At 47.9% G+C, this 25,210-nt stretch carries 21 protein-coding genes and 3 tRNA genes; 15 read left to right on the top strand and 9 right to left on the bottom strand.

The window, feature by feature from the left end; genetic code table 11:
- The first annotated feature begins 78 nt into the window (after window positions 1-78).
- The 4 genes from F5971_RS10135 (at window position 79) to F5971_RS10120 (ending at window position 3,534) form a co-directional block, all read left to right on the top strand.
- Window positions 79-1,362 (top strand): NAD(P)/FAD-dependent oxidoreductase, encoded by a 1,284-nt coding sequence (locus F5971_RS10135; RefSeq protein WP_193494898.1) that lies wholly within the window; start codon window positions 79-81, stop codon window positions 1,360-1,362.
- Between the two features lie 15 nt (window positions 1,363-1,377).
- Complete coding sequence (gene aguB, locus F5971_RS10130) at window positions 1,378-2,250, top strand: N-carbamoylputrescine amidase (RefSeq protein WP_193494897.1); 873 nt, start codon at window positions 1,378-1,380, stop codon at window positions 2,248-2,250.
- Complete coding sequence (gene aguA / locus F5971_RS10125) at window positions 2,250-3,356, top strand: agmatine deiminase (protein ID WP_193494896.1); 1,107 nt, start codon at window positions 2,250-2,252, stop codon at window positions 3,354-3,356. The genes aguB and aguA overlap by 1 nt, the downstream gene beginning before the upstream one ends.
- Before the next feature lie 102 nt (window positions 3,357-3,458).
- Window positions 3,459-3,534 (top strand) — tRNA-Phe (locus F5971_RS10120).
- A 201-nt stretch (window positions 3,535-3,735) separates the two neighbouring features.
- Here the strand turns inward: F5971_RS10120 and F5971_RS10115 are convergent.
- Window positions 3,736-4,788 carry a GGDEF domain-containing protein gene (locus F5971_RS10115; RefSeq protein ID WP_051514657.1) on the bottom strand — a complete coding sequence of 351 codons (1,053 nt, stop codon included), beginning with the start codon at window positions 4,786-4,788 and terminating at the stop codon, window positions 3,736-3,738.
- A 186-nt stretch (window positions 4,789-4,974) separates the two neighbouring features.
- On the opposite strand from F5971_RS10115, the gene F5971_RS10110 reads away from it, so the two are divergent.
- From F5971_RS10110 to F5971_RS10095, 4 genes are all read left to right on the top strand, one after another.
- A complete protein-coding gene (locus tag F5971_RS10110) occupies window positions 4,975-5,634 on the top strand; it encodes an alpha/beta hydrolase (protein ID WP_193494895.1) in 660 nt (219 codons plus the stop codon).
- Between the two features lie 225 nt (window positions 5,635-5,859).
- On the top strand, window positions 5,860-6,882 hold the full coding sequence (locus tag F5971_RS10105) for a sugar ABC transporter substrate-binding protein (RefSeq protein ID WP_193494894.1): 1,023 nt from the start codon (window positions 5,860-5,862) through the stop codon (window positions 6,880-6,882).
- Between the two features lie 66 nt (window positions 6,883-6,948).
- Window positions 6,949-8,028 carry an ABC transporter permease gene (locus F5971_RS10100; RefSeq protein ID WP_193494893.1) on the top strand — a complete coding sequence of 360 codons (1,080 nt, stop codon included), beginning with the start codon at window positions 6,949-6,951 and terminating at the stop codon, window positions 8,026-8,028.
- Between the two features lie 2 nt (window positions 8,029-8,030).
- The gene (locus F5971_RS10095) at window positions 8,031-8,834 is read left to right on the top strand and encodes an ATP-binding cassette domain-containing protein (RefSeq protein ID WP_036514344.1); all 804 of its coding nucleotides are present in this window, start codon (window positions 8,031-8,033) and stop codon (window positions 8,832-8,834) included.
- A gap of 47 nt (window positions 8,835-8,881) precedes the next feature.
- Here F5971_RS10095 and F5971_RS10090 read toward each other — a convergent pair whose 3' ends face one another.
- The 3 genes from F5971_RS10090 to F5971_RS10080 are packed head-to-tail and all read right to left on the bottom strand — an operon-like array spanning window position 8,882 to window position 13,219.
- Window positions 8,882-9,838, bottom strand: a complete 957-nt coding sequence (locus F5971_RS10090) for a substrate-binding domain-containing protein (protein WP_193494892.1) — start codon at window positions 9,836-9,838, stop codon at window positions 8,882-8,884.
- Entirely contained in the window at window positions 9,819-12,488 is a 2,670-nt protein-coding gene (locus F5971_RS10085; protein ID WP_051514654.1) for a PAS-domain containing protein, read from the bottom strand. The genes F5971_RS10090 and F5971_RS10085 overlap by 20 nt, the downstream gene beginning before the upstream one ends.
- Window positions 12,482-13,219: a response regulator gene (locus F5971_RS10080; RefSeq protein WP_193494890.1), complete on the bottom strand. Its 738-nt coding sequence runs from the start codon at window positions 13,217-13,219 to the stop codon at window positions 12,482-12,484. Before F5971_RS10080 ends, F5971_RS10085 begins: the two co-directional genes overlap by 7 nt.
- A 208-nt stretch (window positions 13,220-13,427) precedes the next feature.
- Between F5971_RS10080 and F5971_RS10075 the strand changes: the two genes are divergently transcribed.
- From F5971_RS10075 to trmL, 3 genes are all read left to right on the top strand, one after another.
- A complete protein-coding gene (locus F5971_RS10075) occupies window positions 13,428-14,402 on the top strand; it encodes a carbohydrate kinase family protein (RefSeq protein WP_193494889.1) in 975 nt (324 codons plus the stop codon).
- Between the two features lie 262 nt (window positions 14,403-14,664).
- Window positions 14,665-17,403: an EAL domain-containing protein gene (locus F5971_RS10070; RefSeq protein ID WP_051514653.1), complete on the top strand. Its 2,739-nt coding sequence runs from the start codon at window positions 14,665-14,667 to the stop codon at window positions 17,401-17,403.
- A gap of 3 nt (window positions 17,404-17,406) precedes the next feature.
- Window positions 17,407-17,871, top strand: a complete 465-nt coding sequence (gene trmL, locus F5971_RS10065) for a tRNA (uridine(34)/cytosine(34)/5-carboxymethylaminomethyluridine(34)-2'-O)-methyltransferase TrmL (protein WP_036514332.1) — start codon at window positions 17,407-17,409, stop codon at window positions 17,869-17,871.
- A gap of 41 nt (window positions 17,872-17,912) precedes the next feature.
- On the opposite strand, the gene F5971_RS10060 is transcribed toward trmL, so the two are convergent.
- The 3 genes from F5971_RS10060 to F5971_RS10050 form a co-directional block, all read right to left on the bottom strand.
- Window positions 17,913-17,999 (bottom strand) — tRNA-Leu (locus tag F5971_RS10060).
- 41 nt (window positions 18,000-18,040) lie between these two features.
- Window positions 18,041-18,127: transfer RNA gene (locus tag F5971_RS10055), tRNA-Leu, on the bottom strand.
- A gap of 80 nt (window positions 18,128-18,207) precedes the next feature.
- Window positions 18,208-19,299, bottom strand: coding sequence for a zinc ABC transporter substrate-binding protein (locus F5971_RS10050; RefSeq protein ID WP_193494888.1), 1,092 nt, complete (start codon window positions 19,297-19,299; stop codon window positions 18,208-18,210).
- A gap of 71 nt (window positions 19,300-19,370) precedes the next feature.
- Here F5971_RS10050 and F5971_RS10045 point away from each other — a divergent pair, with 71 nt between their 5' ends.
- From F5971_RS10045 to F5971_RS10030, 4 genes are read left to right on the top strand one after another with little or no spacing between them, the layout of a single operon-like run.
- Window positions 19,371-19,889, top strand: coding sequence for a Fur family transcriptional regulator (locus F5971_RS10045; protein ID WP_193494887.1), 519 nt, complete (start codon window positions 19,371-19,373; stop codon window positions 19,887-19,889).
- Window positions 19,873-20,661 (top strand): zinc ABC transporter ATP-binding protein ZnuC, encoded by a 789-nt coding sequence (gene znuC / locus F5971_RS10040; RefSeq protein ID WP_223116308.1) that lies wholly within the window; start codon window positions 19,873-19,875, stop codon window positions 20,659-20,661. The genes F5971_RS10045 and znuC overlap by 17 nt, the downstream gene beginning before the upstream one ends.
- Complete coding sequence (gene znuB, locus F5971_RS10035) at window positions 20,654-21,448, top strand: zinc ABC transporter permease subunit ZnuB (RefSeq protein ID WP_193494886.1); 795 nt, start codon at window positions 20,654-20,656, stop codon at window positions 21,446-21,448. Before znuC ends, znuB begins: the two co-directional genes overlap by 8 nt.
- On the top strand, window positions 21,445-22,785 hold the full coding sequence (locus F5971_RS10030) for an MATE family efflux transporter (RefSeq protein ID WP_193494885.1): 1,341 nt from the start codon (window positions 21,445-21,447) through the stop codon (window positions 22,783-22,785). Before znuB ends, F5971_RS10030 begins: the two co-directional genes overlap by 4 nt.
- 80 nt (window positions 22,786-22,865) lie before the next feature.
- On the opposite strand, the gene F5971_RS10025 is transcribed toward F5971_RS10030, so the two are convergent.
- Window positions 22,866-23,159, bottom strand: coding sequence for a YheV family putative zinc ribbon protein (locus F5971_RS10025; protein WP_036512699.1), 294 nt, complete (start codon window positions 23,157-23,159; stop codon window positions 22,866-22,868).
- A gap of 4 nt (window positions 23,160-23,163) precedes the next feature.
- The gene (gene prlC / locus F5971_RS10020; protein WP_193494884.1) at window positions 23,164-25,200 is read right to left on the bottom strand and encodes an oligopeptidase A; all 2,037 of its coding nucleotides are present in this window, start codon (window positions 25,198-25,200) and stop codon (window positions 23,164-23,166) included.
- Window positions 25,201-25,210: the final 10 nt, after the last annotated feature.

Here is a 25,210-nt window from a genome sequence, read left to right as displayed (position 1 = left end):
AAAGGATAAAAAATTCGGCTTTCTTGTTTGATTTCTCTGACATAGACTTAAGAATACGTTTATCAAAGTGAGAAAGCTATGACTCAGTTTGTACCTGCACAATCCTATTATGCGGCATCTGCAAACCCTGCTCCAGAACGCCCAGCGCTTGAAGGCCTACACGAAACAGACGTCTGTATCGTTGGTGGCGGCTACACTGGGTTATCCACAGCACTTTTTCTAGCGGAAGCGGGATTTAACGTCATTGTATTGGAAGCCATGACGGTTGGTTTTGGTGCTTCTGGACGCAATGGCGGTCAAATCGTCAACAGCTATAGCCGTGACCTCGACTCTATTGAGAAACAAACCTCGGCGCCGCACCTTAAACACCTCGCGGAAATGGCATTTGAAGGCGCACAGATTATCCGCCAGCGAGTGAAGGCCTACGACATCCAATGTGATTTAAAAGACGGTGGAGTGTTTGCGGCCATTACGGCTAAGCAACTCAAACACTTAGAAAGCCAACAACAACTCTGGCGACGCTTTGGCTACGATCAACTCGAGTTACTCGATACTCAACAAATCAAAGAGGTCGTCAATACCGATCGTTATGTTGGCGGTGCGCTTGATCACACCGGTGGCCACATTCATCCCTTAAATCTTGCCTTGGGCGAAGCCGCCGCCTTTGAACAGTTAGGTGGCAAGATCTTTGAACACTCGATTGTTACCTCGTTCAATCAAGGTGAGACCGCGGAAGTCCTTACTGCAAAAGGCATTGTCAAAGCTAAATTTGTGGTGATCGCGGGCAATGCCTATCTTGGCAATCTCTTACCGCAATTAGCGGCTAAGTCCATGCCCTGTGGAACACAAGTCATCGCAACAGAGCCCCTTGATGAAGCTCTGGCACAGAGCTTAATTCCGAAAGACCACTGTATCGAAGATTGCAATTATCTACTGGATTATTTCCGTCTGTCTGGTGATAAACGCATGCTATATGGCGGCGGGGTCATTTATGGCGCACGAGACCCTGCAGACATTGAAAATATTATTCGTCCAAAAATGCTAAAAACCTTTCCACAACTGGCCAATGTGAAAATTGAGTATACCTGGACAGGCAATTTCTTACTCACTCTGTCTAGACTGCCACAAATGGGGCGTATTGGTCATAATATCTATTACTCCCAAGGCTGTTCCGGTCATGGCGTCACCTTCACTCACGTCGCGGGCAAAGCCTTGGCAATGGCGATTCAAGGCCAAGCTGAACGTTTCGATGCCTTTGCCAGCCTGCCACACTATCCATTCCCAGGGGGACGCTCTTTCCGTATTCCTTTTACGGCGATGGGCGCAGCTTACTATACTTTACGAGACAAACTGGGCATTTAAGAGAGGGAAACGAACATGCGAAATGTGACCGTTGCTGCCACACAAATGGGTTGTGATTGGCACGTACAAGACAACATCAATCAAGCTGAGCAACTGGTTCGTGCCGCGCATGCCAAAGGGGCGCAGATCATTTTGCTGCAAGAACTGTTTGAACGCTGTTATTTTTGTCAAAAACAGCGCTATGACTATTTAACCTTTGCCACGCCAGTAGAGGACAACCCTGCCGTCAAACACTTTCAAGCCTTAGCCGCAGAGCTGAAGGTGGTGTTACCTGTCAGTTTTTACGAGCGCCACAATAATGCTTTTTACAATAGCATTGCGATCATTGATGCCGATGGACGCAACTTAGGCCTATATCGAAAAAGCCACATACCTGATGGACCGGGCTATTCAGAGAAATTCTACTTCACTCCAGGTGACACTGGCTTCAAAGTATGGAAGACCGCCTATGCCACCATCGGCGTGGGTATTTGCTGGGATCAATGGTACCCCGAATGTGCACGTGCCATGGCATTAATGGGTGCCGAATTGCTCTTGTATCCGACGGCCATCGGAAGCGAACCCCAAGACAGCGGTTTGGATTCACGCGATCATTGGCAACGTGTGCAATGTGGCCATGCTGGTGCCAACCTAACACCGCTCATCGCCAGCAACCGCGTTGGCCGTGAGACAGAGGGTGATTCAGCGATTACCTTCTATGGCTCATCGTTTATTGCCGATGAAACGGGCGCCAAAGTCGCTGAACTGGATCGGACGGAAACAGGTATTATCACCCATACATTTGATCTCGATGCGATCGCACATAAACGTCACTCTTGGGGTATTTTCCGTGATAGACGGATAGATTTATTTTCACCAATTCTGACCAAAGATGGAGTCACACGTTGATGGGTACCCTCACTTTGTTAAAGACACCCAAGCAAGATGGTTTCTGTATGCCAGCGGAATGGACACCTCACGAGCAGACCTGGCTCATCTGGCCGGAAAGACCCGATAATTGGCGCGAGCAGGCTCAACCTGCACAAACCGCATTCGTCACGCTGGTGAAAAGTATCGCAGAGTTTGAGCCTGTCTCTTTAGGTGTCAGCGCCAAGTCTTACGAACACGTCTACTCACTGTTCGAGAATGAAACCAATGTTCGAATCATCGAACTCTCCAGTGACGATGCATGGGTTAGGGACACTGGTCCTACGTTTATTCGTAACTCCGCTGGCGAGGTCAGAGGCGTAGACTGGATCTTTAACGCTTGGGGAGGACTGAATGGCGGGCTTTACGACTCATGGGCACTAGATGATCAGGTTGCCCAAAAAATCCTGCAAATCGAAAAACTAGCGCGTTATCGTGCGGATTTCATTTTGGAGGGTGGTGCCATTCATGTCGACGGTGAAGGTACCCTGTTAACCACAGAGACCTGCTTACTGAACCCCAATCGTAACCCTCACCTCAGCCGCAGCGACATAGAAGACAAGTTACGTGAGTATCTTGGCATCGAAAAAGTGCTTTGGATTCCGAAAGGGATTGTTGAAGATGAAACCGATGAACACGTCGATAATATGGCCTGCTTTATTGCACCCGCAGAAGTGCTCCTCGCGTGGACAGACGATCAACAAGACCCTCAATACGCCGCCTCTATGGCCGCATTTGAGTATCTAAGTCAGCAAACAGACGCAAAGGGCCGAGCACTGAAGATTCATAAGATCCCCGTGCCCGGACCTCTGTACATGACCGATGAAGAAGCGGCAGGTGTGATGGTTCAAGCGGGCTCTCAGCCTCGGCAAGGGGGAAATCGTTTAGCCGCCAGTTACGTCAATTTTTTATTCTGCAATGGTGGTATCGTTATGCCTGCGTTTGACGACCCAATGGATAAGATTGCAGCCGATCTACTCAGCAAACTCTGCCCTGAACATAAAATTGTTCAAATTCCTGGCCGGGAATTATTGCTGGGTGGGGGGAATATCCATTGCTTGACCCAACAGCAACCGATTAAAAAATAACCAATTTTGCCTATAAATCACTTTTTTTACATTTTTTTCATCTTTTTTAAAAAAAGGTGTTGACGGAGGCCGTCAAATTTTATTTAATACGCGCCTCGGTTAGCCCGGATAGCTCAGTCGGTAGAGCAGAGGATTGAAAATCCTCGTGTCGGTGGTTCGATTCCGCCTCCGGGCACCATTTTCAAACAGAGTGTTGAAGATGGTGCAAACCCTAACCAACCGCTTTACATCTCCTAGAAACTCTTCTTTAGAAAAAATACTCTGATCGTTTATAAATCCGAACCAAGATAGCATTCTGGATAAGACCGTCTCAATTTAACTGAGTTTTTGCTGCCATATACATCACACCATAACTCAGATTGCCTATACACTTCTGAGATTAACGAACACAGTTGCGTCCTGCCTGTTTCGCTTCATACATTTTCAAATCTGCAACCTTTATAGCCTCGTCCAGGCCATTCGACACTTTACACAAACTGACACCAAAACTCGCCGTCAAAGGGATCGGCTGCCCTTGATAGCTAAACTCTGTCTCGACTAAGGCGGCTCTGATTTTTTCAGCAACGTGCAGCGCATCCATCACGCCACATAACGGCAATAAGAATAAAAACTCTTCACCCCCACTGCGGCAGGCAATATCTTGTTGTCGTAAATGATCCAAAAACAACTGAGCCACATGCTTTAACGCTAAGTCACCACACTCATGCCCATAGCTATCGTTCAATTTTTTGAAATGATCGAGGTCGCACATGATGACCGCTAGAGGTAAAAAGTTCTCGGGGTTTTGATTAAGGTATTTTGGAAGACTCACGGTAATAAACCGACGATTGACCAAGCGTGTTAGAACATCTGTGTTCGCCTGCTTTTCTCGACTCTGCTGAACTTGAGACATCGCCATATGGCTACGCTCTCTAAAGAAATCATTAATCAAGCTAACGATGATGACCAACGATAGAGACACCAAAAAACGACTTTTCTCTGCATCTGCATACTGTGCTTCGATAAATCCAGGCACATACAGCATGACCGATAACAGTATGAGCAGGATTATGTTCATGACTAGGGCTTTGCGAACCCCAAGCAACCCAAACAAAATGGCAGGAAATGGAAATACCCAATACAGCGCTGTGTTTTCATGGCCGCCTTGATACACCAAAGCCAACACAAATGTTCCGACTAAAATACTTTCAAACTCACACGCCTCATTTAAACGACGTGTAAGATGATAAAAAAGCACATTTCCATAAAAAACCGCACTACACCCAAATAAAATTAACAGAAGCAGGTGATTGTGATTAAAAAGATGCAAAATGCCATACACCAGCATAACGCTGCCAGTAATATAGCTAACGAATAACAAAATAGAGCGCTTGCGAGCGTCATCTATGGAGTTAGCGAGCTTGTGGCTTTCGACTTCGAATTCTTTTCGCAAACGTTGGCACCCTGCCTACTATTTTTATTTGTAGATTATCCATTTAAGATCCTCTTGTCAGCGCTTCATTCCAAGAGGGCAGTCACGATTTCAGCGATTATAAACGCATTTCCAATAAATTCAGATATTTTTTAACAAGCGTTTGATTTTAAGCCCACACAACCGATAGCATTAGGATACACAACCATGAGTGATTTAGACTACCTAGAAATCGAACCCGTCATGCCTGCACGCTATTGTGTTATATGGCTGCACGGATTAGGTGCCAACGGACATGATTTTGAACCCATACTGCCAGAGCTGGGCTTGCCCAGCAATCATAGTGTCCGCTTTATCTTCCCCCATGCGCCGACGATCCCTGTGACCATCAACGGTGGAATGATCATGCCTGCATGGTACGATATTCTCGATATTAATATTGAACGCAAGGTCGACATTCAGCAACTGAAAGATTCTGCCCAAGCCATCGAGAGGCTAATCGAGCGAGAGATTCAACGAGGCATCCCAAGCCACAACATTATTCTGGCGGGCTTTTCGCAAGGCGGAGCCGTTGTGTATCACACAGCCTTAAATACCCACTATCCTCTAGCGGGTCTCCTAGCGCTCTCAACCTACTTTGCAACACCAAAACACACCGACTTTACCCGCCAAAATCAGGCTTTACCAATCTTAATTCAACACGGTCTTTACGATGATGTTGTCCCTGAAGCACTAGGACAACAAGCCAAAACCCTTCTCACAGATCAAGGCTTTACTGTCGAGTATGAAACCTTTCCTATGGAGCACTCACTGTGTTTGGAGCAGGTTAAGCGGATTGGACAATGGTTAACCTCACGTTTAACCTAACCCTTAACTGGGCGGCTCCCTCTATGTGAGAGGGGGCAACGCTTATTACCTCCCACAAACACCTCAACAATGTTCAGTCGTATTTCAAATATTACAAAAAAACGTTTCCGGTAACATTTTCTATTCACTTTAGTCCTTTTTAATCGCTCCTAAGAGCCGATCTTTTCAAAGGATCGCTCCCAATAACGTGATTCATTTGAAAAAAATAAGAATAGGAGCGTTACCATGAACCTTAAATCCGGGCTATTAGCACTGGCTGTTTCAACCGCATTACTCTCACCGCTGGCCTTTGCGGATAAAGCCCCAATCGTTGGCTTAATTACCAAAACCAACACCAACCCTTTCTTTGTCAAAATGCGTGAAGGCGCTCAACAGCGAGCTGATGAAACGGGCGTTGAACTGCGTACCTTCTCGGGGCGTTTTGATGGCGATAACGAATCTCAAGTTCAAGCCATTGAGAACCTGATCGCTGCGGGTGCTAAAGGCATCTTAATTGCTCCAAGTGACCCAGTCGCGGTTGTTCCAGCCATTGATCGTGCTCGGGCAGCAGGCCTGTTGGTCATTGCATTGGACACACCGCTGAGCCCTGCTGACGCCGCCGATGCAACCTTCGCAACCGATAATTACAAAGCCGGTGTATTGATAGGGCAGTGGGCGGCTCAAACACTGGGCGATAAAGCCGCTGATGCGCGGATTGCGATGCTAAACCTGAATAGCAGCATGATTACGGTTGATGTCGCGCGCAATCAAGGCTTTATGGAAGGCTTTGGCATAGATGTCAATGATCCTAACCGCATCGGTGACGAGAAAGATCCACGCATTGCTGGTCAAGATGTCACCAGTGGTGCGGAAGAAGGCGGACGTCGTGCCATGGAAAACTTACTCCAGCGTGACCCAAGCATTAATGTGGTTTACACCATCAATGAACCCGCTGCAGCGGGTGCCTATGAAGCCTTGCGGGCCGTAGGCCGTGAGAAGGATGTTTTAATCGTGTCGGTTGATGGTGGCTGCCCAGGCGTGGAAAACGTGCGTGATAACGTCATCGGTGCCACCTCGATGCAATTTCCTTTGCAAATGGCGTCAATGGGTGTTGATGCCGTTATTGAGTTTGCCAAGACCGGACAAAAGCCACAAGCCTCTGAAGGGCTGGACTTCGTGAACACAGGGGTGGAGTTGATTACCGACCAGCCACAAGAAGGGCTGGATTCGAAACACTCTGCTGAAGGCCTTGAGCTTTGCTGGGGCTAAACCAAGCCTGTATCAGGGTAGAGCGCGATGCGCCTCTACCCCTCGTAAGTGTCAGTGGAGTCCGTCATGTCAGAAAGTCAAATACTCTCAACGCAACAACCTGCCGCCCATGAGCGCATTGCCGATGCGGCATCCGGTGCTGTTGCAGAATTTAATTTACCGCAACCAACCCTAGCTGAAAAAGCGCATCGTTTCTTTCACAGCAACCCAACGGCGGCACCGTCTATTGTGCTACTTCTGGCCATAGGTGCCTTTACTCTAATTGTAGGAGAGCGATTTTTACAGCCGTTTAATATGTCCTTGATCCTACAACAGGTCACTATCATTGGTATTTTGGGTATTGCTCAAACCTTGATCATACTGACGGCAGGCATCGACTTATCCGTGGGTGCCATTATGGTGTTAACCTCCGTGGTCATGGGTCGCATGGCCGTGGAAGTTGGCCTACCGCCCTCTGCAGCTTTAGGTTTAGGGCTGTTAACGGGAGCTCTGTGTGGATTTATTAACGGGCAATTGGTCACGCGCTTTAAGCTGCCCCCTTTCATCGTGACCCTTGGAACTTGGAATATCTTCTTTGCCTTGAACCTTTGGTACTCCAAAAGTGAAACCATTCGCGCACAGGCCATTGATAATGCGGCACCGTTGCTCCACTGGACAGGGCGGACGCTGGAGTTTTTTGGAGCCAAACTCACCTACGGCTCGCTATTGATGTTAGCGCTGTTTTTCATCATTTGGTATGCCCTCAATTGGACGGCTTGGGGCAAACATGTCTACGCCACTGGCGATGATCCAGCGGCAGCGCGTTTAGCTGGCATTCGCACAGATCGTGTGCTTCTGTCTGTGTACGTGGTCGCTGGCGTTATTTGCGCAATCGGTGCTTGGGCTCTGATCGGCCGCATAGGTTCGGTCAGCCCACAAGCGGGCATGACGGCCAACCTCGACAGCATTACGGCGGTGGTGATTGGCGGCTGCAGCTTGTTTGGGGGTCGAGGTGCTATTTTCGGAACTCTCATTGGTGCGCTAATCGTCGGGGTGTTTAGAAATGGCTTAGCCTTAGCCGGTGTCGATGTGCTCTGGCAAGAATTCACCATCGGCTTATTGATTATTGTTGCCGTCGGCATGGATCAATGGATCAGGAAGGTATAAGTATGTCGAATCTCAGCGCTCAACAACCCGTATTGCAAGCAACTCAACTCATCAAGCGTTATGGCCACGTTACCGCCCTAGACGGCGCTGATTTTGATCTCTATCCCGGCGAAATTCTGGCCGTGATCGGTGACAACGGTGCTGGTAAATCATCCTTGATCAAAGCCCTATCGGGTGCTTTGGTTCCGGATGCTGGTGAAATCCGTCTTGATGGAGAAAGAGTCGAGTTTAAAAGCCCGATGGATGCCCGCAACGCGGGTATTGAAACGGTGTATCAAAACCTGGCAGTTTCGCCCTCGCTCAACATTGCCGACAACCTGTTCCTTGGACGAGAAAAACGTCGTCCCGGTATTCTGGGAAGCGTTTTCCGTATGTTGGATCGAAAGGCCATGCATAACGAAGCGCGGACGAAGCTGAGTGAGCTGGGGCTACTGACCATACAAAACATTAATCAAGCGGTGGAAACCCTGTCGGGCGGGCAGCGCCAAGGCGTCGCCGTCGCACGCTCAGCCGCATTTGCTCGCCATGTAGTGATTATGGATGAGCCTACCGCCGCTTTGGGGGTCAAAGAGTCTCGCAAAGTGCTCAATCTGATTAAAGAAGTAAGGGACCGTGGTCTATCGGTGGTTTTGATTAGCCACAACATGCCGCATGTATTTGAAGTGGCCGATCGCATCCATATTCATCGCCTTGGCAAACGCATCGCGGTTATTAAGCCTAACACCCACAGTATGTCCGATGCCGTGGCGATCATGACCGGAGCGCTCAACCCCGAAGACCATCCCTCTTGTACCGCCAATGCATAAGCTGTTTTTGTGAAGTGATCGCCGTACTCACTTGAGCGCGACGATCACTACCAAACCTCAGCGGCATCGAGATTAGCAGCATTCACCCAACGTGCGGGAATTAACACTTCCCGCAGGTTAAGGGCTTTTCCTTGAAGTAAATCATAGCCCATTTGCACCGCAAGCTCTGCCATCTTGGCCGGGGATTGCGTCGCTGTTCCTAACAATAAACTGTCATCCGCCTGTAAGCGGCTGATAAAGCTGGGCGCACCGTCGACACTGGCAATCACAAAATCACGTTTGCCCGCTTGCTGGCCTGCCATTTCGGCGCCAAGGGCGGCTGGATCATTAATGCTGAAGACCCCTTGAATGTCAGGATATCGGGTCAGAACATGGGTCATGGTTTCCAATCCGCCTTCACGACTGCCGCCCGTGTTTAAGTCAGATGAAATCAGGCGAATGGCTGGGTACTGCGCTAAAGCCTGCTGACACCCCTCGACACGTTCTATAATCGACGAAACGGGTGGGCCGTTGAGTATCACCACGTCTCCTTGAAAGTTGAGATGCTGCGCTAACTGATCACAGGCAAGATGCCCTGCTTGATAATTGTGTGTCGTCACCGTCGCGTCCGCCCCCAAGGCTTTAACATCGACGGCAAGTACCGGGATACCTCGCGACTGCGCGCGATCGATAACCGCTTCAAACGCGTCAAACACAGCGGCGGACACTAAAATCATATCAACAGACTGCTCAATAAAGGACTCTATTTGCTGTGTCTGACGCTCAACATCATACGCACTGGAATAGAGCAGTGTTTCAACCTGATCGCTCTCAACCAATGCCTGTGCTTGCCGCTTTGCGCCTTGAGCCAATGCAGCAAAGTAGGGATTACCCAGATCTGACACCGAAATGCCCAAACGTAGGTACGCCAGTCTATCCAATGTTTCTGCCTGTACCCAAGAAGTCATAGACAGCAGGAATATACTCAGGATAAAAGGGCAGTGCCTAGTTTTCAGTCGGCTCATGATGCTCCTTAGGGTCACAGAAAATAAGTTGTGTGATGGCAGCCGCTAAGGCTTCTCGAGAATATGGCTTTGCGATAAACGCAACCTCCTCGGTTAAACCATAGCGTTGCTGTAATAAAAATGGGTGTAAGCCCGACGTCAGTAACACTGGAAGCTCTGGATAGAGCTGGGCTAAGTGTTGCTGCAAGGCAAGGCCATGCCATTGGCTACCCAAATTGATATCCGAAAAAACCAATGCCACGCTCTGATCAGATTGGAGTACAGATAGGGCCTGCTCAGCGCCTGTAACAGGCACAACACCATAGCCCAAACCTTCCAGCAGATCTTGCGACATTTGACCTACCTGCGGATCATCTTCAACCAAGAGTATTCTCTGACCTTGCCCCAACATTAACGGGCTCACCGTCTCTGGCTCCGTGGATGGATTGGGCAGCGCCATTTCGCAAGGCAGCAGAACATCCACCTCTGTCCCTTGCCCTACATGGCTGCGAATCTGGATATCGCCCTGAGACTGCTTCACAAAGCCATAGACCATACTTAACCCTAAGCCACTGCCTTCACCTATCTCCTTGGTGGTAAAAAAGGGCTCAAAGACGCGTCGAATCAAGGCGTCAGGAATACCACACCCCGTATCACGAACACAAATGCGGATGACCGCCTGTCGCTCGCCATTCAGCATGGCCAGCGGCTCATAGGTGGTTTCAAAGCAGAGCTGCCCACTCCCTTGCATGGCCGCACTGCTGTTAATCGACAAATTAAGCAAGGCATTTTCGAGCTGGCTAGGATCAACGGACACAAGAGCGGGATCAGCCTCCAATGCTAACTGCAAAGTAATGCCATCACCAACACTGTACTCTATTAGATCGAGCATACCCTCAATCAGGGCATTCACATCAACCACTTCTGGCTGTAGGTACTGCTTACGAGAAAAAGCTAAGAGTCGCTGGGTCAAATGACGCCCGCGATCTGCGGCCGCTAAGGCTCGGTGCGCATAAACAGCTGCAGGGCTGTCTGCAGCCAAGTGGTCGCCTAATAACTGGAGATTACCAAACATGGCGGCAAGTAGATTGTTAAAGTCATGCGCAACACCTCCTGTCAGTTGGCCAAGAACCTCCATTTTTTGAGATTGGCGTAACTGGGCCTCGATGGCTTTGCGCTCAGTTAGATCGGAGTAGAGTGTCACAAACCCACCTTCGGGCATGGGATTGCTTCTAAATTCAACCACCCGCCCACCTGGGAAATTGCGCTCAAAACGCTGGGTACTTTGTTGACGCAATTGATTCACTTCGTCTCGATTCAGCATGATTCCATTCAGCGCCCAACCTTCTTGAGCTTCGACAGATAAACGCGCATAAACCTCTTCAATTGACATGCCTTTATGCAACTCTTCTTCTGACAAGTCTAGCATGGCAGCGTATTGAGGATTCCAAGCAATTAAGCGGTTTTGCTGATCAAAGACGCTCAAGCCATCATTGATATGGTTGAAAATTGTTTCCAGCAGGTGTGACTGTTCCTGGAGATCTTGGCGCATGCTATCGATGGCGACTGCATTTTCCCGAAACACAGCAAAAGCACGCGCCAACTCACCCATTTCATCGCGACGTTCAATGGCTGGCGTCGGCAACAGAGTGTCACCCTTCGCAAGGCGCGACATAACCGCCGTCACACGCCCTAAACTCTCAGTGAGCTCACGCACAATCCAAATACCAGCCAACGCTGCGGTAAAACACAGCAAAGCAATCATTAAAATCCCTGTTTTACCTGAGTTCACCGCCAATCCCATGCGTTGACTTTGGTGCGTAATCTGCTGCTGAACTTGATCGACAAAGTCTTTCACTTCAAGACTTAACTGATTGGAAATCGCTCGGGTTGACGCCAGCAAAAAGGCACGACGCTGTTGTAGCTCGACCTGTTCAATGCGTTGTCTGAACAAATTTGAGTCAGCGATCCCTAAGGTTTTCAAATCAGAGACTAGGGTAGAGAGGGGACGGTGCACATCGTCGTGTTTAAACGAAAAAAACTGCGCTGAAAAGGTCGTCTCTAACTCTTCAATTGCTTCAATATCATCAAGATAGAGTGCTTGGTTCAGTTGGTCAAACAGCACGAATAATGTGAGAGACAAAGGCTCAATTGACGCGGACTGACTCAACACTTTCAGTTCGTCACGTAGCTGATTCAAGCTGTACTCGTATTGGCGCACATCCTCGCGCAAGAGTAAGTGTGCTCGGGTTAGACCCATTAATTCCGTGATGGTCAACTCAAGCTGATTTAACAAGGGCTGTAAATTGGGTGCCGCTTCCTCTAACTGAGGAATCTGTACAGATAAGTCCAACACTTGGTTAATTTTTTCTTCGAGCGAACGATTGAGCTCACTGAGCATAGAAGGGCTACTGGTATTGGCCACATAGGGCGCGACAGCGGCCAAATTTGCTGTGCGTTCGGCCAAGGCCAAGGACTGAAGAATCGTTGGCAATGCCTGCTGTTCAAACTCTTTGAAGGCCGTGTCTGTATTACTTAGCCCTGTCCAACCCACCAATGCCAGCAAGGTCGATGAGCTCGCTAAAATCACAAACGCAATCATCAGCCGAGAGCGCACGCCTAAACCTTGAAAGGGAGACGCTCGTCGCCAAGATGCCAGCGACATTAGCATTGTGTCACACTGGCGCAAAACATATAGCCGACACCTCGCTCTGTCTTAATGTAAGACGGCTGTCTTGGATTGGGCTCGATTTTTCGTCGTAGACGCAGGATGAGTACATCGATTGTTCGATCAAACACATCACTGTTAAAACCGCGTGTCGCCTCCAACAGTTGGTCGCGACTAAACGCTCGCTGCGGTGCGCGTACAAAGACCTCCAATAGCGCGTATTCCCCTTGTGTCAGGAGCTCTTGCTGACCGTCAGGTCGATAGAGCTGTCGGCTGGTCAGATCCAACACCCAATGCTCAAAACATACACGCTCATGGCTGTGTAAATCGTCTCGACGCGCAATGGGTGCACTCAGCTCGAGCGTGCGACGCAGCATCGCGCGCACTCGAGCGATGAGTTCACGATTATTAAAGGGCTTCATCAAAAAATCATCTGCGGCTAACTCTAGACCCAGAATACGATCTGTTTCATCGCCCTTGCCTGTTAGCATCATGATGGGAATACTCGATTTGGATCGAACCTCTTTAGCCAATTGAATACCGTCTTCACCGCGCAAACGCAGATCAAGAATGATAAGAGAGCAGGGGTTGTCCACTAAAGCTTGTCGCATTTCAGGGCCATTGGCCGCTTGCAGCACGCTGTAGCCATTCTCTTCGAGCAGGGACTGCAACAATTCACGCATTGGGGCTTCGTCATCTACGACTAAGACTCGCTGTCGTAATGGATCACTCATGGTGTGTCCTCTTATTTTTATTTCTGTAATAGCACATTCAAGGCAAAAAAGTATTTCAATTGTTACAAACATCTGTGGTTAGATTCATTTTCTATTTATTTGAACCTGTTTTAATAGCCGATTATTTGTCCCAGATCCCAATCTGTGCAACACGCTGCCAACAGAGCGTCCTAATAATAATGAATGATCATACGCAGAGGAGCACTTAATGTTAAAAGTGATAGCGTTTGGAGAGGCTTTAATCGATATGCTCTCGACCAACACCGATTCCGGAAACTTCGCGGGCCATGAAGCCTTTATTAAATTTCCAGGTGGAGCACCCGCAAACGTTGCCGCCGCCGTGGCCAAACTCGGTGGTGAGAGTTATTTTGCTGGGAAGGTGGGTCACGATATGTTCGGTGACTTTTTAGTCAAAACGCTAGCGGATTGTGGCGTTCACACCGATTACATGTTGCAAACACATGAGGCAAAGACCGCACTCGCGTTTGTATCTTTAGATGCTCAGGGCGAGCGAAGTTTTGAGTTCTATCGCTCCCCCTCTGCTGACTTGTTTTTTCAAGCAACCGATTTTGCCGACGCATGGTTTACAGATGCGGGTATTTTCCATTTTTGCTCTAACACCTTGACCCATGCCAATATTCGCCAAGCCACGTATGCTGGCATACAAAAAGCGCAGCAAGCGGGCTACCTCGTCAGCTTTGATGTCAATCTGCGCCATAACCTGTGGCCTGAAGGTGAAGATACCCGTAGCGCCGTCATGCAGTGCTTAGCCAACACAGATGTTATCAAGCTCTGTGCGGAGGAATTACATTTTCTGCGTGGGCAGCAAAGTGAAACTCTGTTTATCAACGAGCTGTTAGCATCAGGTCCAAGCTTAGTACTCATCACCGATGGCGGGCACCCCCTTAAATTCTACTCAGCTACGGCTCAGGGAGAACTTGCTCCGCCTAAAGTGAGCATGGTCGACAGTACCGCCGCTGGCGATGCTTTTATGGGCGGTTTTTTATATTCACTCGCCAAAGCGAACATAGACCGCCGCGAGTTTTTAAAGCTGACTAAAACACCCACTGCATTCAGTCCCATGCTGAACTTTGCGAATGCGTGCGGAGCATTCACGGTTACCCAAAAAGGGGCCATTAACAGCCTGCCAACTCTGTCCAATCTTGACGCGTTATTGTCATAAATCCTATCTAAACTTCAAGACAGCGTTCAATCTACTGAAAGGTGTTTGAACGCTAGCACTACGACTTACGTATAAAACAAACTAACGACGTAGGAAGGGCTGTTAATTCTGCCAAAATGGGTTAATATCCTTAAAAAAGCAGGGTAAAGGAGTACTGATTCATTCATCACAATTGGTAAACCAACGTTTTGAACTTACTCCATCTAACTCGTTGTTCAGTTCTTTCTTCTCTCCGGCTTGTTTCAAACAAGAGGCTCTCTTTATGAGCCAACGTGGCACACCGATCAAACACGCAGATCACCCCTCAACAAATCATGACCTCAGATACTCAACCCGTTTAGTGTTAATTTTTGGTCTGATCAGTATTTTTGCGTTTGGTCTTTCTGCGGCGTTCTCATTTCGTACGGCAGAAAAGCAACTGGAACAAGAGGTTCAGAAAAGTCTTGAGCAGAAACATCGCTCAATCGCTAGCGCGTTAAACAACCGCTTAGATTTATTGAATGCTTACCTGAAGGGGACAACATCCAATTTAGCGATTCTGTCTGAAAGTGCGGATGCACACTCCTTCGAATCCATGATCGACAATATGGCTCATCTATTCCAAGATTCAGAAACAGGTAGTGTCTTGGATATTTTTTTTCTGGTCAGCACTGAGCAAGAGGTCTTACTCAACGCCAACCATCCAAAGTATCGCCTTGAAACCTTCATCGACCAACTCAAATCGCCGATTCACTATACCCACCAATGGCACTTAATTCCAAACGATGAATTTTCGGTCCTCATCAAAGCGGCACCTATTTTTGATCCATTGACCATCGATTTAAAAGGTTATATGTATGTAGGGTTGGCCTTGCATGCCAGTCATCCTCTTATGTTATACCTGCTCGAACAAACTCAGACAAAGTCTCTGAGTTTAAGTACTCAGCAACGCAATCTACTGAGCAACCCTGTGGATAAAGCCAATCGATTTTCAATCATTGAAACACGCAAAGAAAATCATCAAACAGGGACTGATAATACTTGCTATCTTTTTCACGACCAACTTCACTTAAAAAATGTAGACACTGACATTTGGCTTGATATAGCCGTCGATAAAAGCCACTTCCAAGTCGCGGATCGTGAGTACTGGGAGTCCTTCATGCTGCTGTCGGGTGGCTTTATTTTCTTGTTAACCATGACTGGCTGGCTCTTTCAAACCAATAATCAGCGTGCGATCAACTACCTTATTGCCTACATAGAACGTATCCAAAGAGGAGGTCACGGACTGACCTTCAAGTCCACGGGTATCTACGAGTACAATAAGATCGGCTCTGCCATTCGCAATATGTTTGCCGACCTTCACATCGCCGCAACCGTTTTTGAATCCTCAGAAGGGATGATCGTCACTGATCGACACAAAACAATTCTGAGAGTCAATCAGGCCTTTACACAGATCACCGGGTTTGAAGCGACTGATGTGATTGGTCAATCGATCGAAGTGATTTACCCTTATCATGTTTATAGCTCGGTTTATGATCAACTTATCGAAGCCATGAACGAAGGTAAAGCTTGGCAAGGCGAAATCTGGAGCACTCGCAAAGAGGGTGAAGAGTATTTACTCTGGATTAACGTCTCTGCGGTTGAAAACAAGTCTGATCAAAGCGTTTTAAATTTTGTGATCACCCTCAGTGATATCACTCAACGTAAGGAATCTGAAAATAGAATTAAACAGCTGGCATTCTACGACCAGCTTACCCACTTGCCCAATCGTCAGCTATTAATGGATCGAGTGAAACAGGCACTGCTTAACAGCCAACGAAAACACTGTATTGGTGCCTTACTCTATATTGATTTAGATGATTTCAAGACCTTAAATGACACTCGTGGACATCATGCCGGAGATCAATTATTAAAAATGGTGTCTGAGCGTTTAATTAACTGCGTACGCAAAACCGACACCGTTTCCCGCATTGGCGGCGATGAGTTTATTATTCTACTGGAAGAGTTGGGCAGTTGCAGAGATTCGGCTTCCAATATGGCTGACCTCGTTAGTCAGAAAATACTCAGTAAGTTGTCCCAGCCTTTCTGGTTTGATGGCATTGAACACTTTAATACGCTTAGCATTGGTATCACCTTGTTTGATCAAGAAAATGCTGGGATTGATGATGTCTTCGCACAGGCCGATTTAGCCATGTATCAGGCAAAAGCGGCAGGGCGTAACACCCATCGTTTCTTTAATCCCGATATGCAAGCACGTGTCCACGAGCACGCCAGTTTGGCCAACGACATTAGACAGGGGATTCAACGCGGTGAATTTACCCTCGCGTATCAAATTCAAGTTAATCATCTGGGAAAAATGCTCGGCGCCGAGGCCCTATTACGCTGGCATCATCCAGAACGCGGCAACGTATCCCCAGTAGACTTTATTCCTGTGGCAGAGAAAACAGGCCTTATTCTTCCCTTGGGAGAGTGGGTACTGCATACGGCTTGTCAACAACTCGCGGAATGGCAACTCAATCCCGCCACTCAACACCTCACCCTTGCTATCAATATCAGTGCCAAGCAACTCCACCAACCCGAGTTTGTCAGCCAAGTCATTGCTATTGTTGAACAATATCAGATTAACCCAACGCGTATGAAGCTTGAAATCACCGAGAGTATGCTCTTGGTCGATATTGAAGACACGGTGGATAAAATGGTTCAGCTGCAAGCTCTTGGCATTAGCTTTTCACTGGATGATTTTGGCACTGGCTATTCATCCCTCATGTATTTAAAACGCCTACCGATTGATCAACTCAAAATCGATAAGTCCTTCGTCAAGGACATGTTAACGAACCTACAAGACTCAGATATTGCCAGAACCGTGGTATCCTTAGCGAATAGCATGAGTCTATCGGTCATTGCTGAGGGGGTCGAAACCGACGATCAACGGTCACTGCTCGCCAGTTACGGTTGTCTAGCCTACCAAGGTTATTTATTTGGCAAACCTGTCAGCGCCGATCAATTAATCAAGAGCGCATAATGCATGATGAACATCGTTCTCTTTGAACCTGAAATTCCACCCAATACGGGTAATATTATTCGTTTGTGTGCCAACACTGGCTGCCAACTCCACTTAATTCAACCACTTGGCTTCTCGATGGACGAAAAATCCTTACGCCGAGCGGGTCTGGACTATCATGAATTTGCAAAGATACAACTGTGGGATAATTACGAGCATTTCATGAACGTTGCTCAGCCTAAACGCCTCTTTGCTTTATCCACAAAGGGCACACACAATTACACCGAGACACAATTTGAATCTGACGATTTTTTTATTTTCGGCCCAGAGACGCGAGGACTACCGGCGGAGATTTTAAATCAATTTACGCCCGAAAACCTTCTGCGTTTACCAATGTTAGCGGGCAGCCGTAGTATGAATTTATCCAATTGCGTCGCGATTGTGGTATTCGAAGCTTGGAGACAACTTGGATTTGTTGGCGGAAGATAGGAAGATATTCGAAAAACAAGGAAAGGGTTATGTCTTCAAAATGGTGCAGATGGGGAGACTCGAACTCCCACGCCGGTGAAGGCACTAGCACCTGAAGCTAGCGTGTCTACCAATTCCACCACATCTGCAAGTATTTTGACTTTTGACCCGTGTTTGCACCCATTGTAGATGGTGCAGATGGGGAGACTCGAACTCCCACGCCGATGAAGGCACTAGCACCTGAAGCTAGCGTGTCTACCAATTCCACCACATCTGCGTCAAAAGTGGGGCGAATTATATCCGCCCGACCCCGTCTTGGGAAGACCCGACTGGAGAATATTTATACACAGAGTCCGGCTATCCGCGTGCTAAACACTCATGAAACGCCCCAGCGAGGCCTCTTAAATACTCAACATACGCCGTTGCTGAGGGTGTGATGTCCCTTGCTAAAGGGTCCAGAACCGCATGACCCACATCAAGACCACGAGTGATTGAGGTTACCACTGCGCTGGTAAACTGAGGCTCACTAAACACACAAGCCACTTCTCCTTCCTGAAGTTGATTGCGAATGGCCGTTAAATGACGAGCTCCGGGCTGACGCGCTGGATCAACCGTGAAATAGCCCAATTGATTTAACTGATAGTGATGTACAAAATGCCCATAGGCATCATGAAAAACATAAAACCCTTTATCTTTAACAGGGGTTAGTGTCGCACTTAATTCGGCATCTAACTGGCGAACATCTGCAGAAAAGCGTTCTAGGTTCGCCTTTAAAGCCGCTTCGTGATCAGGCATGATCGGCACGAGAGCATTGACCATCGTTTGTGCTATTTTGATTGCGTTCACTGGATCTAACCAAATATGTGCATCGTGATCATGGTCATGATGTTCTTCATGCTTGGCATGATCATGGTCGTGGCCGTGATGCTCTTCGTGCTTAGCATGATCATGGTCGTGGCCGTGATGCGCTTCGTGCTTGGCATGATCGTGGTCGTGGCCGTGATGTTCTTCGTGCTTGGCATGATCGTGGTCGTGGCCGTGATGCGCTTCGTGCTTGGCATGATCGTGGTCGTGGCCGTGATGCGCTTCGTGCTTGGCATGATCATGATCATGATCGTGGTCGTGGTCATCTGAATGATAAAGTGCGACAACCTGAGCGGACGTTCTTTCTAGAGGACGTGTTAAAAACTGCTCCATGTCAGGCCCTATCCAAAAAAACACGTCCGCTTGTGTCAACACTTGCATATCGGATGGCTTCAACGCATACGTATGAGGAGATGCATTTGAAGGCAGAAGCTGAACGGGCTCAACAATTCCATCGGTAACCGCAGTTGCGATCAAATGTATTGGCTTGATACTTGATACAATCGACTGAGCGGATACGGATGCTGAAAAAAACAATGCGGCGGCTAAGGGTAAAATACGGACGCAAGGAAATAGTTTTGGCATGATAGTATTTGATCCCAATTAAACTTTTTTAAAGTTATACTATAACATTGTTAATCGGAACTTAGGTGACCATGTCTAAAAAAAATCCGACATTTATTTGCCATCATGATCATCAACACTGCATTGACGATGCGCTGACATCCGCAAAACGTATTTGTAAAGATCGACAGCAACGTCTCACACCCATCCGAGAGTTAGTCTTACGTATGATCTGGTCAAGCCACAAACCCCTTGGGGCTTACGATCTTTTACCGAGCTTGGCCAATGCTGGTTTTAACTCGGCACCGCCAACCGTCTACCGCGCATTGGAGTTTTTACAAGAACTGGGCCTCGTGCATCGTTTAGCATCATTGAATGCATTTGTTGGCTGTGCTCATCCTGAAAAGGCACACTCAGGCCATTTTTTTATCTGCAAACAATGCCAACAAGCCCATGAAATCACATCATCTGACGTAAACTTAGCGCTAGAAACGCACGCTCAACAACTCGGTTTTTCAATTGAACAAGAAACCGTTGAAATACTGGGAACCTGTCCAGAATGCCAGTTAGCCAATCAAAAGAGTGAAGAACACAATGCCAATCCATCCTGACTTGGTTAGGCTTGAACAGGTCAGCGTTCGTTTCGGACGCCAAGAAACACTTAAAAACATTTCCTTATCCTTGCATGATAACTGTATTACCACGCTCATTGGGCCTAACGGAGCAGGTAAAACCACTCTGGTTAGGGTCGTGCTCGGTCTTATCAAGCCTACCTCTGGAAATCTATGGTGTACTCCTGGATTGAAAGTCGGCTACATGCCACAAAAGCTACAAATTGATAAAACCATGCCGCTGACCGTTAAACGTTTTTTAACCCTGGGGGCTCAAAACGCATCAGCAGCTGTCTTGGAAAAAACCCTGGATCAGGTGGGCGCACAACATCTCTTGATGCACTCATTCCATGATCTCTCCGGTGGTGAAACGCAACGAGTGATGCTGGCACGTGCATTGTTACGTGATCCCAAACTACTGGTCTTGGATGAGCCCGTTCAAGGAGTCGATGTGAATGGACAAACCGAGCTTTACGCGCTCATTACAGCCATCCGCGAACAACGCAAATGCGGTATTTTAATGATCTCTCACGATTTGCATTTGGTCATGTCATCGACGGATCACGTCATCTGCTTAAATCAGCACGTCTGCTGCTCAGGCCACCCTGCACGCGTTAGCAATGATCCTTCATTTATTGAGCTGTTTGGCCGCTCACAAGCGGATGCATTTGCGCTGTATAATCATCAACATGATCATTGTCACGATACGCACGGTGAAGTGATTATTGATCATCCCTCATTATCCGAAAAAGAGGTCACAACGCGTGCCTGATTTTTTATTACTGGCTCTATTCGGTGGGCTTGGTGTTGCCGCCATTACAGGTCCCTTAGGTGCGTTTGTTGTCTGGCGACGCATGGCCTATTTCGGTGACACCTTAGCGCACTCAGCGTTGATGGGCGTCGCGTTAGGGTTTTTGTTCAGTATTAACCTTAATTTAGCGGTTATGGTCTGCTGCGTATTGCTATCGATTCTACTTGTCGCGTTACAAAAGCAACACTGGGTTGCAACCGATACCTTACTGGGAATCATGGCGCACAGTGCTCTATCAATCGGCTTAGTCGCTGTATCCCTTCTCGACCATATTCGTATTGATTTGATGGAGTACTTATTTGGTGATTTATTGGCCATTGCTCCTACCGATCTGCTTTGGGTCTATGGTGGCGGGAGTGTTGTTCTGATACTCCTGTGGCGATTATGGAATCCATTATTGGCAATTACGATCAATGAAGAGCTAGCCAGAGTTGAAGGCGTCCCCGTCACACGGGTGCGGCTTCTCTTAATGTTAATGATCGCCATCGTGATTGCTGTCGCAATGAAACTGGTGGGTATTTTATTAATCACCTCTTTATTGATCATTCCTGCCGCTGCGGCGCGTAAGTTATCCACAACGCCTGAACAAATGGCTTGTATTGCTTCCGCTTTAGGAATGCTATCGGTCACTGGCGGGATATGGGCTTCCTGGACATTTGATACGCCAGCAGGTCCTTCGGTTGTCGTCACATCCTTACTTGTCTTTTTAATCCTATACACCTTACCTGCTCGCCGTTCATCTTCATGAAAACCTCATACCCGTATTGGCCAGATAAAGTGCTAAACAAGCAAGTTTGGCAACTTGCCTGGCCAATAATGCTATCGAACATGACCGTTCCTTTACTGGGTCTAGCAGATACCGCAATACTTGGTCACCTACCAGACCCTCGCTATTTAGCGGCAATTGCCGTTGCTGGCGTTCTGTTTTCGACCTTGTTTTGGGCGTTCGGTTTTTTACGCATGGGTACTACGGGCTTGGTTGCACAGGCGGTGGGACGTGACGATGGTTCATCAAACCGTACTACACTGGCGCAATCGCTTATTTTAGCCTTGGCCATTGCAAGTACGATTCTGTTGCTACAAGCCCCATTAATCCAGCTTGCATTGACACTTGCCGCCGCCAGTCCCGATGTAACAGAGCAAGCGTGGGCCTATGCCAATATTCGGATTTGGGGAGCACCTGCTGTCTTGTGCAATTATGTTTTACTGGGCTGGTTTGTTGGCAATCAAAACACTCGCATTCCTCTGCTTTTGTTAACGCTGACCAACCTCATTAATATTTTATTAAACCTCCTCTTTGTCTTAGGCTTTTCAATGAGGGCAGAAGGTGTGGCATTCGGTACTGTGATTGCCGAATACATTAGCTTGCTGCTTGGCTTGTTTTTCTGCCGACGGCATCTACGTTTAATACCAGGTCATTTTATCCTTGCCAAACTTCGATATTTAGCGGAATACACACAACTACTTAAGATTAATCGTTATTTATTTATTCGGACGCTGAGTCTATTGCTGTGTTTTGCTTTTTTTACCGCTCAGGGTTCCCGACAAGGTGCCGATGTCCTCGCCGCGAATGCCGTCTTACTGACCTTTCTCATGCTCATTTCAAATGCATTAGATGGATTTGCGCATGCAACTGAAGCACTCTCTGGGCGTATTTTAGGTGAGCGAAATACCATCCGATTTTACCAACTGGTGACAGCCACCGCGTTATGGTCATTGGCAAGTGCAGTACTGCTGACACTGGCATTTGGTGTCTTCGGCATTCCAATTATTCATTTACTGACCAATATTGCGAGCGTACGTGAGCTTGCTAGCCTGTATCTGCCTTGGCTGATCATCTTACCACTGGTAGGGGTTTGGGGGTTTTTACTGGATGGGATTTTTATTGGTACATCTCAAGCCAAAGCCATGCAAAATACCATGCTGGTCTCTGTGTTCTTTGTATTTTTTCCCGTTTGGTGGCTAACCCAAAGCTATGGCAATCATGGCTTATGGTCAGCCCTAGTCTGCCTATTTATCGCGCGCGCCCTGACGGGACTTTGGGTCTACCGTCAATTATGTCGACACAACCGCTGGGGGTTTTAACGAAGGTGACTGGGTAGAAAGGCTCCAAAAAAGAGGGGGCAAATCGGCCCCCCCAGTCATCACTCTCTGTCAAACAATCGTTAATGACGATTGTTCCCCTCATCAGCCGCCTTTTTCGGTTTCGTAAAAAACTTGATCGGCTGAGCTTTCACTTCCGGCTCTGACCTGATGCTCGCTGGCGTTTTTGTGTCGCCATTCACACGAGTATTCAGCTCAGAGGGTTCAGGACGCCCATCCAAACGAAGCGAATCGGCAAATCCACACTCAATGCACTCTCGATGCTCGCGTTCTTCATCGCGGTACATTCGAACACAATCCATTTTTCCACAGCGTGGACACACCGCACCTGCAATAAATCGCTTTATCTGACTCATGGCGTTACCTTGTAATCCCGTTATGGCGAAGAAGGGCATCGACACTCGGTTCCCGACCTCTAAACGCGACGAATAGATTCATCGGTTCGTCAGAGCCGCCTTTTTCCAATACCTGTGTTCTAAAATCAGCCCCCGCTTGACTGTTAAAAATCCCTTCTTCTTCAAAGCGAGAAAAGGCGTCAGCCGATAAAACTTCAGCCCACTTATAACTGTAATAGCCTGCAGCATAACCGCCGGAAAAGATGTGGCCAAAACTGTGTTGAAAGCGATTTTCAGCAGGGGGCAGCAAGACAGACACCTGTGATCTAACCTCATCCAAGAGAGTTTGTACCTCTGTAACACCTGGCTGATATTCGGAATGAAGACGGAAATCAAATAATGAGAACTCTAATTGACGCACCATCATCATACCCGCTTGAAAATGCTTAGCCGCTAGCATCTTGTCGAGCAACTCTTGCGGCAAGGCATCTCCCGTTTCGTAATGCCCTGACATCAAGGCTAGCCCTTCAGGCTCCCAACACCAATTCTCCATAAATTGGCTGGGTAGCTCGACAGCATCCCATGCCACACCATGAATACCACTGATATCGGAGTATTCCATTTTTGTCAGCATATGATGCAATCCATGACCAAACTCATGGAAGAGGGTGGTCACTTCATCATGGGTCAAGAGGGCAGGTTTATCGCCGACAGGCGGCGTAAAATTACAGACAAGATATGCCACTGGCAGCTGTATCGAGCCCTCTAAACGACGACGGCGGCCACGACAATCGCCCATCCAAGCGCCTCCCCGTTTATTCGCGCGCGCAAAGGGATCTAGATAACAGTAAGCAATGACCTCGCCCTGACGTGACACTTCAAAAAAGCGAACGTCCTTATGCCAAACCTCTGAATTGGGTTGTTCGGTTAATGTCACGCCAAACAAACGCTGCACTATCTCAAACAGTCCAGACAAAACCTTTGGTAAAGGGAAGTAGGGTTTCAGCATTTGCTGAGACACTTGGTAGCGCTGCTGCTTCAGCTTTTCAGCATAAAAACTGATATCCCATGGCATGAGCTCCGTGCAACCATCAAGTTCCTGTGCAAAGGCTTTTAACTCGGCTAAGTCTTGCTCCGCCACAGGTTTGCTGCGAATGGCGAGGTCTTCTAAAAACTGAATGACTTGCGCGGGCGAGTCCGCCATTTTGGTGGCTAAGGAGTAATCGGCATACGAGGCAAAGCCTAATAACGAGGCAAGCTCATGACGAAGCGTCAGAATCTCATTAATAATCTCGGTATTATCCCACTGACCAGCGGTAGGCCCTTGATCTGAGGCACGGGTCGAGTACGCGCGATATAGGGTTTCACGCAGCTTTGCATCCTCGGCATAGGTCATCACCGCGTAGTACGCAGGGAAGTCCAAGGTAATCACATAACCTTGTAAATCTCGACTGCTCGCTGCCGATTTTGCCGCCGCTATCGCATCTTCGGGTAAGCCCGCTAAGGACGCTATGTCATCGGTGGCATAATACCAGCCTTGTGTTGCATCCAGCACATTCTCAGAGAACTTGTTGGTCAGCTCAGACAGGCGCTTTTGAATCTCAGCGTAACGCACCTTGTCATCTCCCTCTAATGCAATGCCTGACAACTTAAAGTCTCTAAGCGCATTATCAATAACACGTTTTTGAATGGCATTGAGTGTTTGATACTCCTCACTCTCGGCTAAGCGTGCGTAGGCATAGAACAATGCCTTGTTTTGCCCCATTTCTGTCCAGTATTCAGAAAGCTTAGGTAAGCAGCGATTGTAGACTTCTCTTAATTCGTCAGAATTCATCACGCTGTTTAAATGCGATGCAACCGACCAGGCATTCGATAAACGATCCCCGGCTTCATCCAACGTCATCACCAACGATTGCCAATCATGTGCATCTGTCTTCGCCGTAATGTCTTCGATCAACAACCTGTTCTCGGCCAACAAATGATCAAGCGCTGGTTCTATATGTGACGCTTGAATGCTAGAGAAAGGCGGTAACTGATGCTGCTCTAATAACGGATTACTCATAACTCTGGAT

It is taken from the genome of Nitrincola alkalisediminis (assembly GCF_009821115.1).
Lineage (GTDB): Bacteria > Pseudomonadota > Gammaproteobacteria > Pseudomonadales > Balneatricaceae > Nitrincola > Nitrincola alkalisediminis.
Note: the sequence above shows the minus strand (reverse complement) of the source record. Positions and strands in the feature narration are given on the sequence as shown.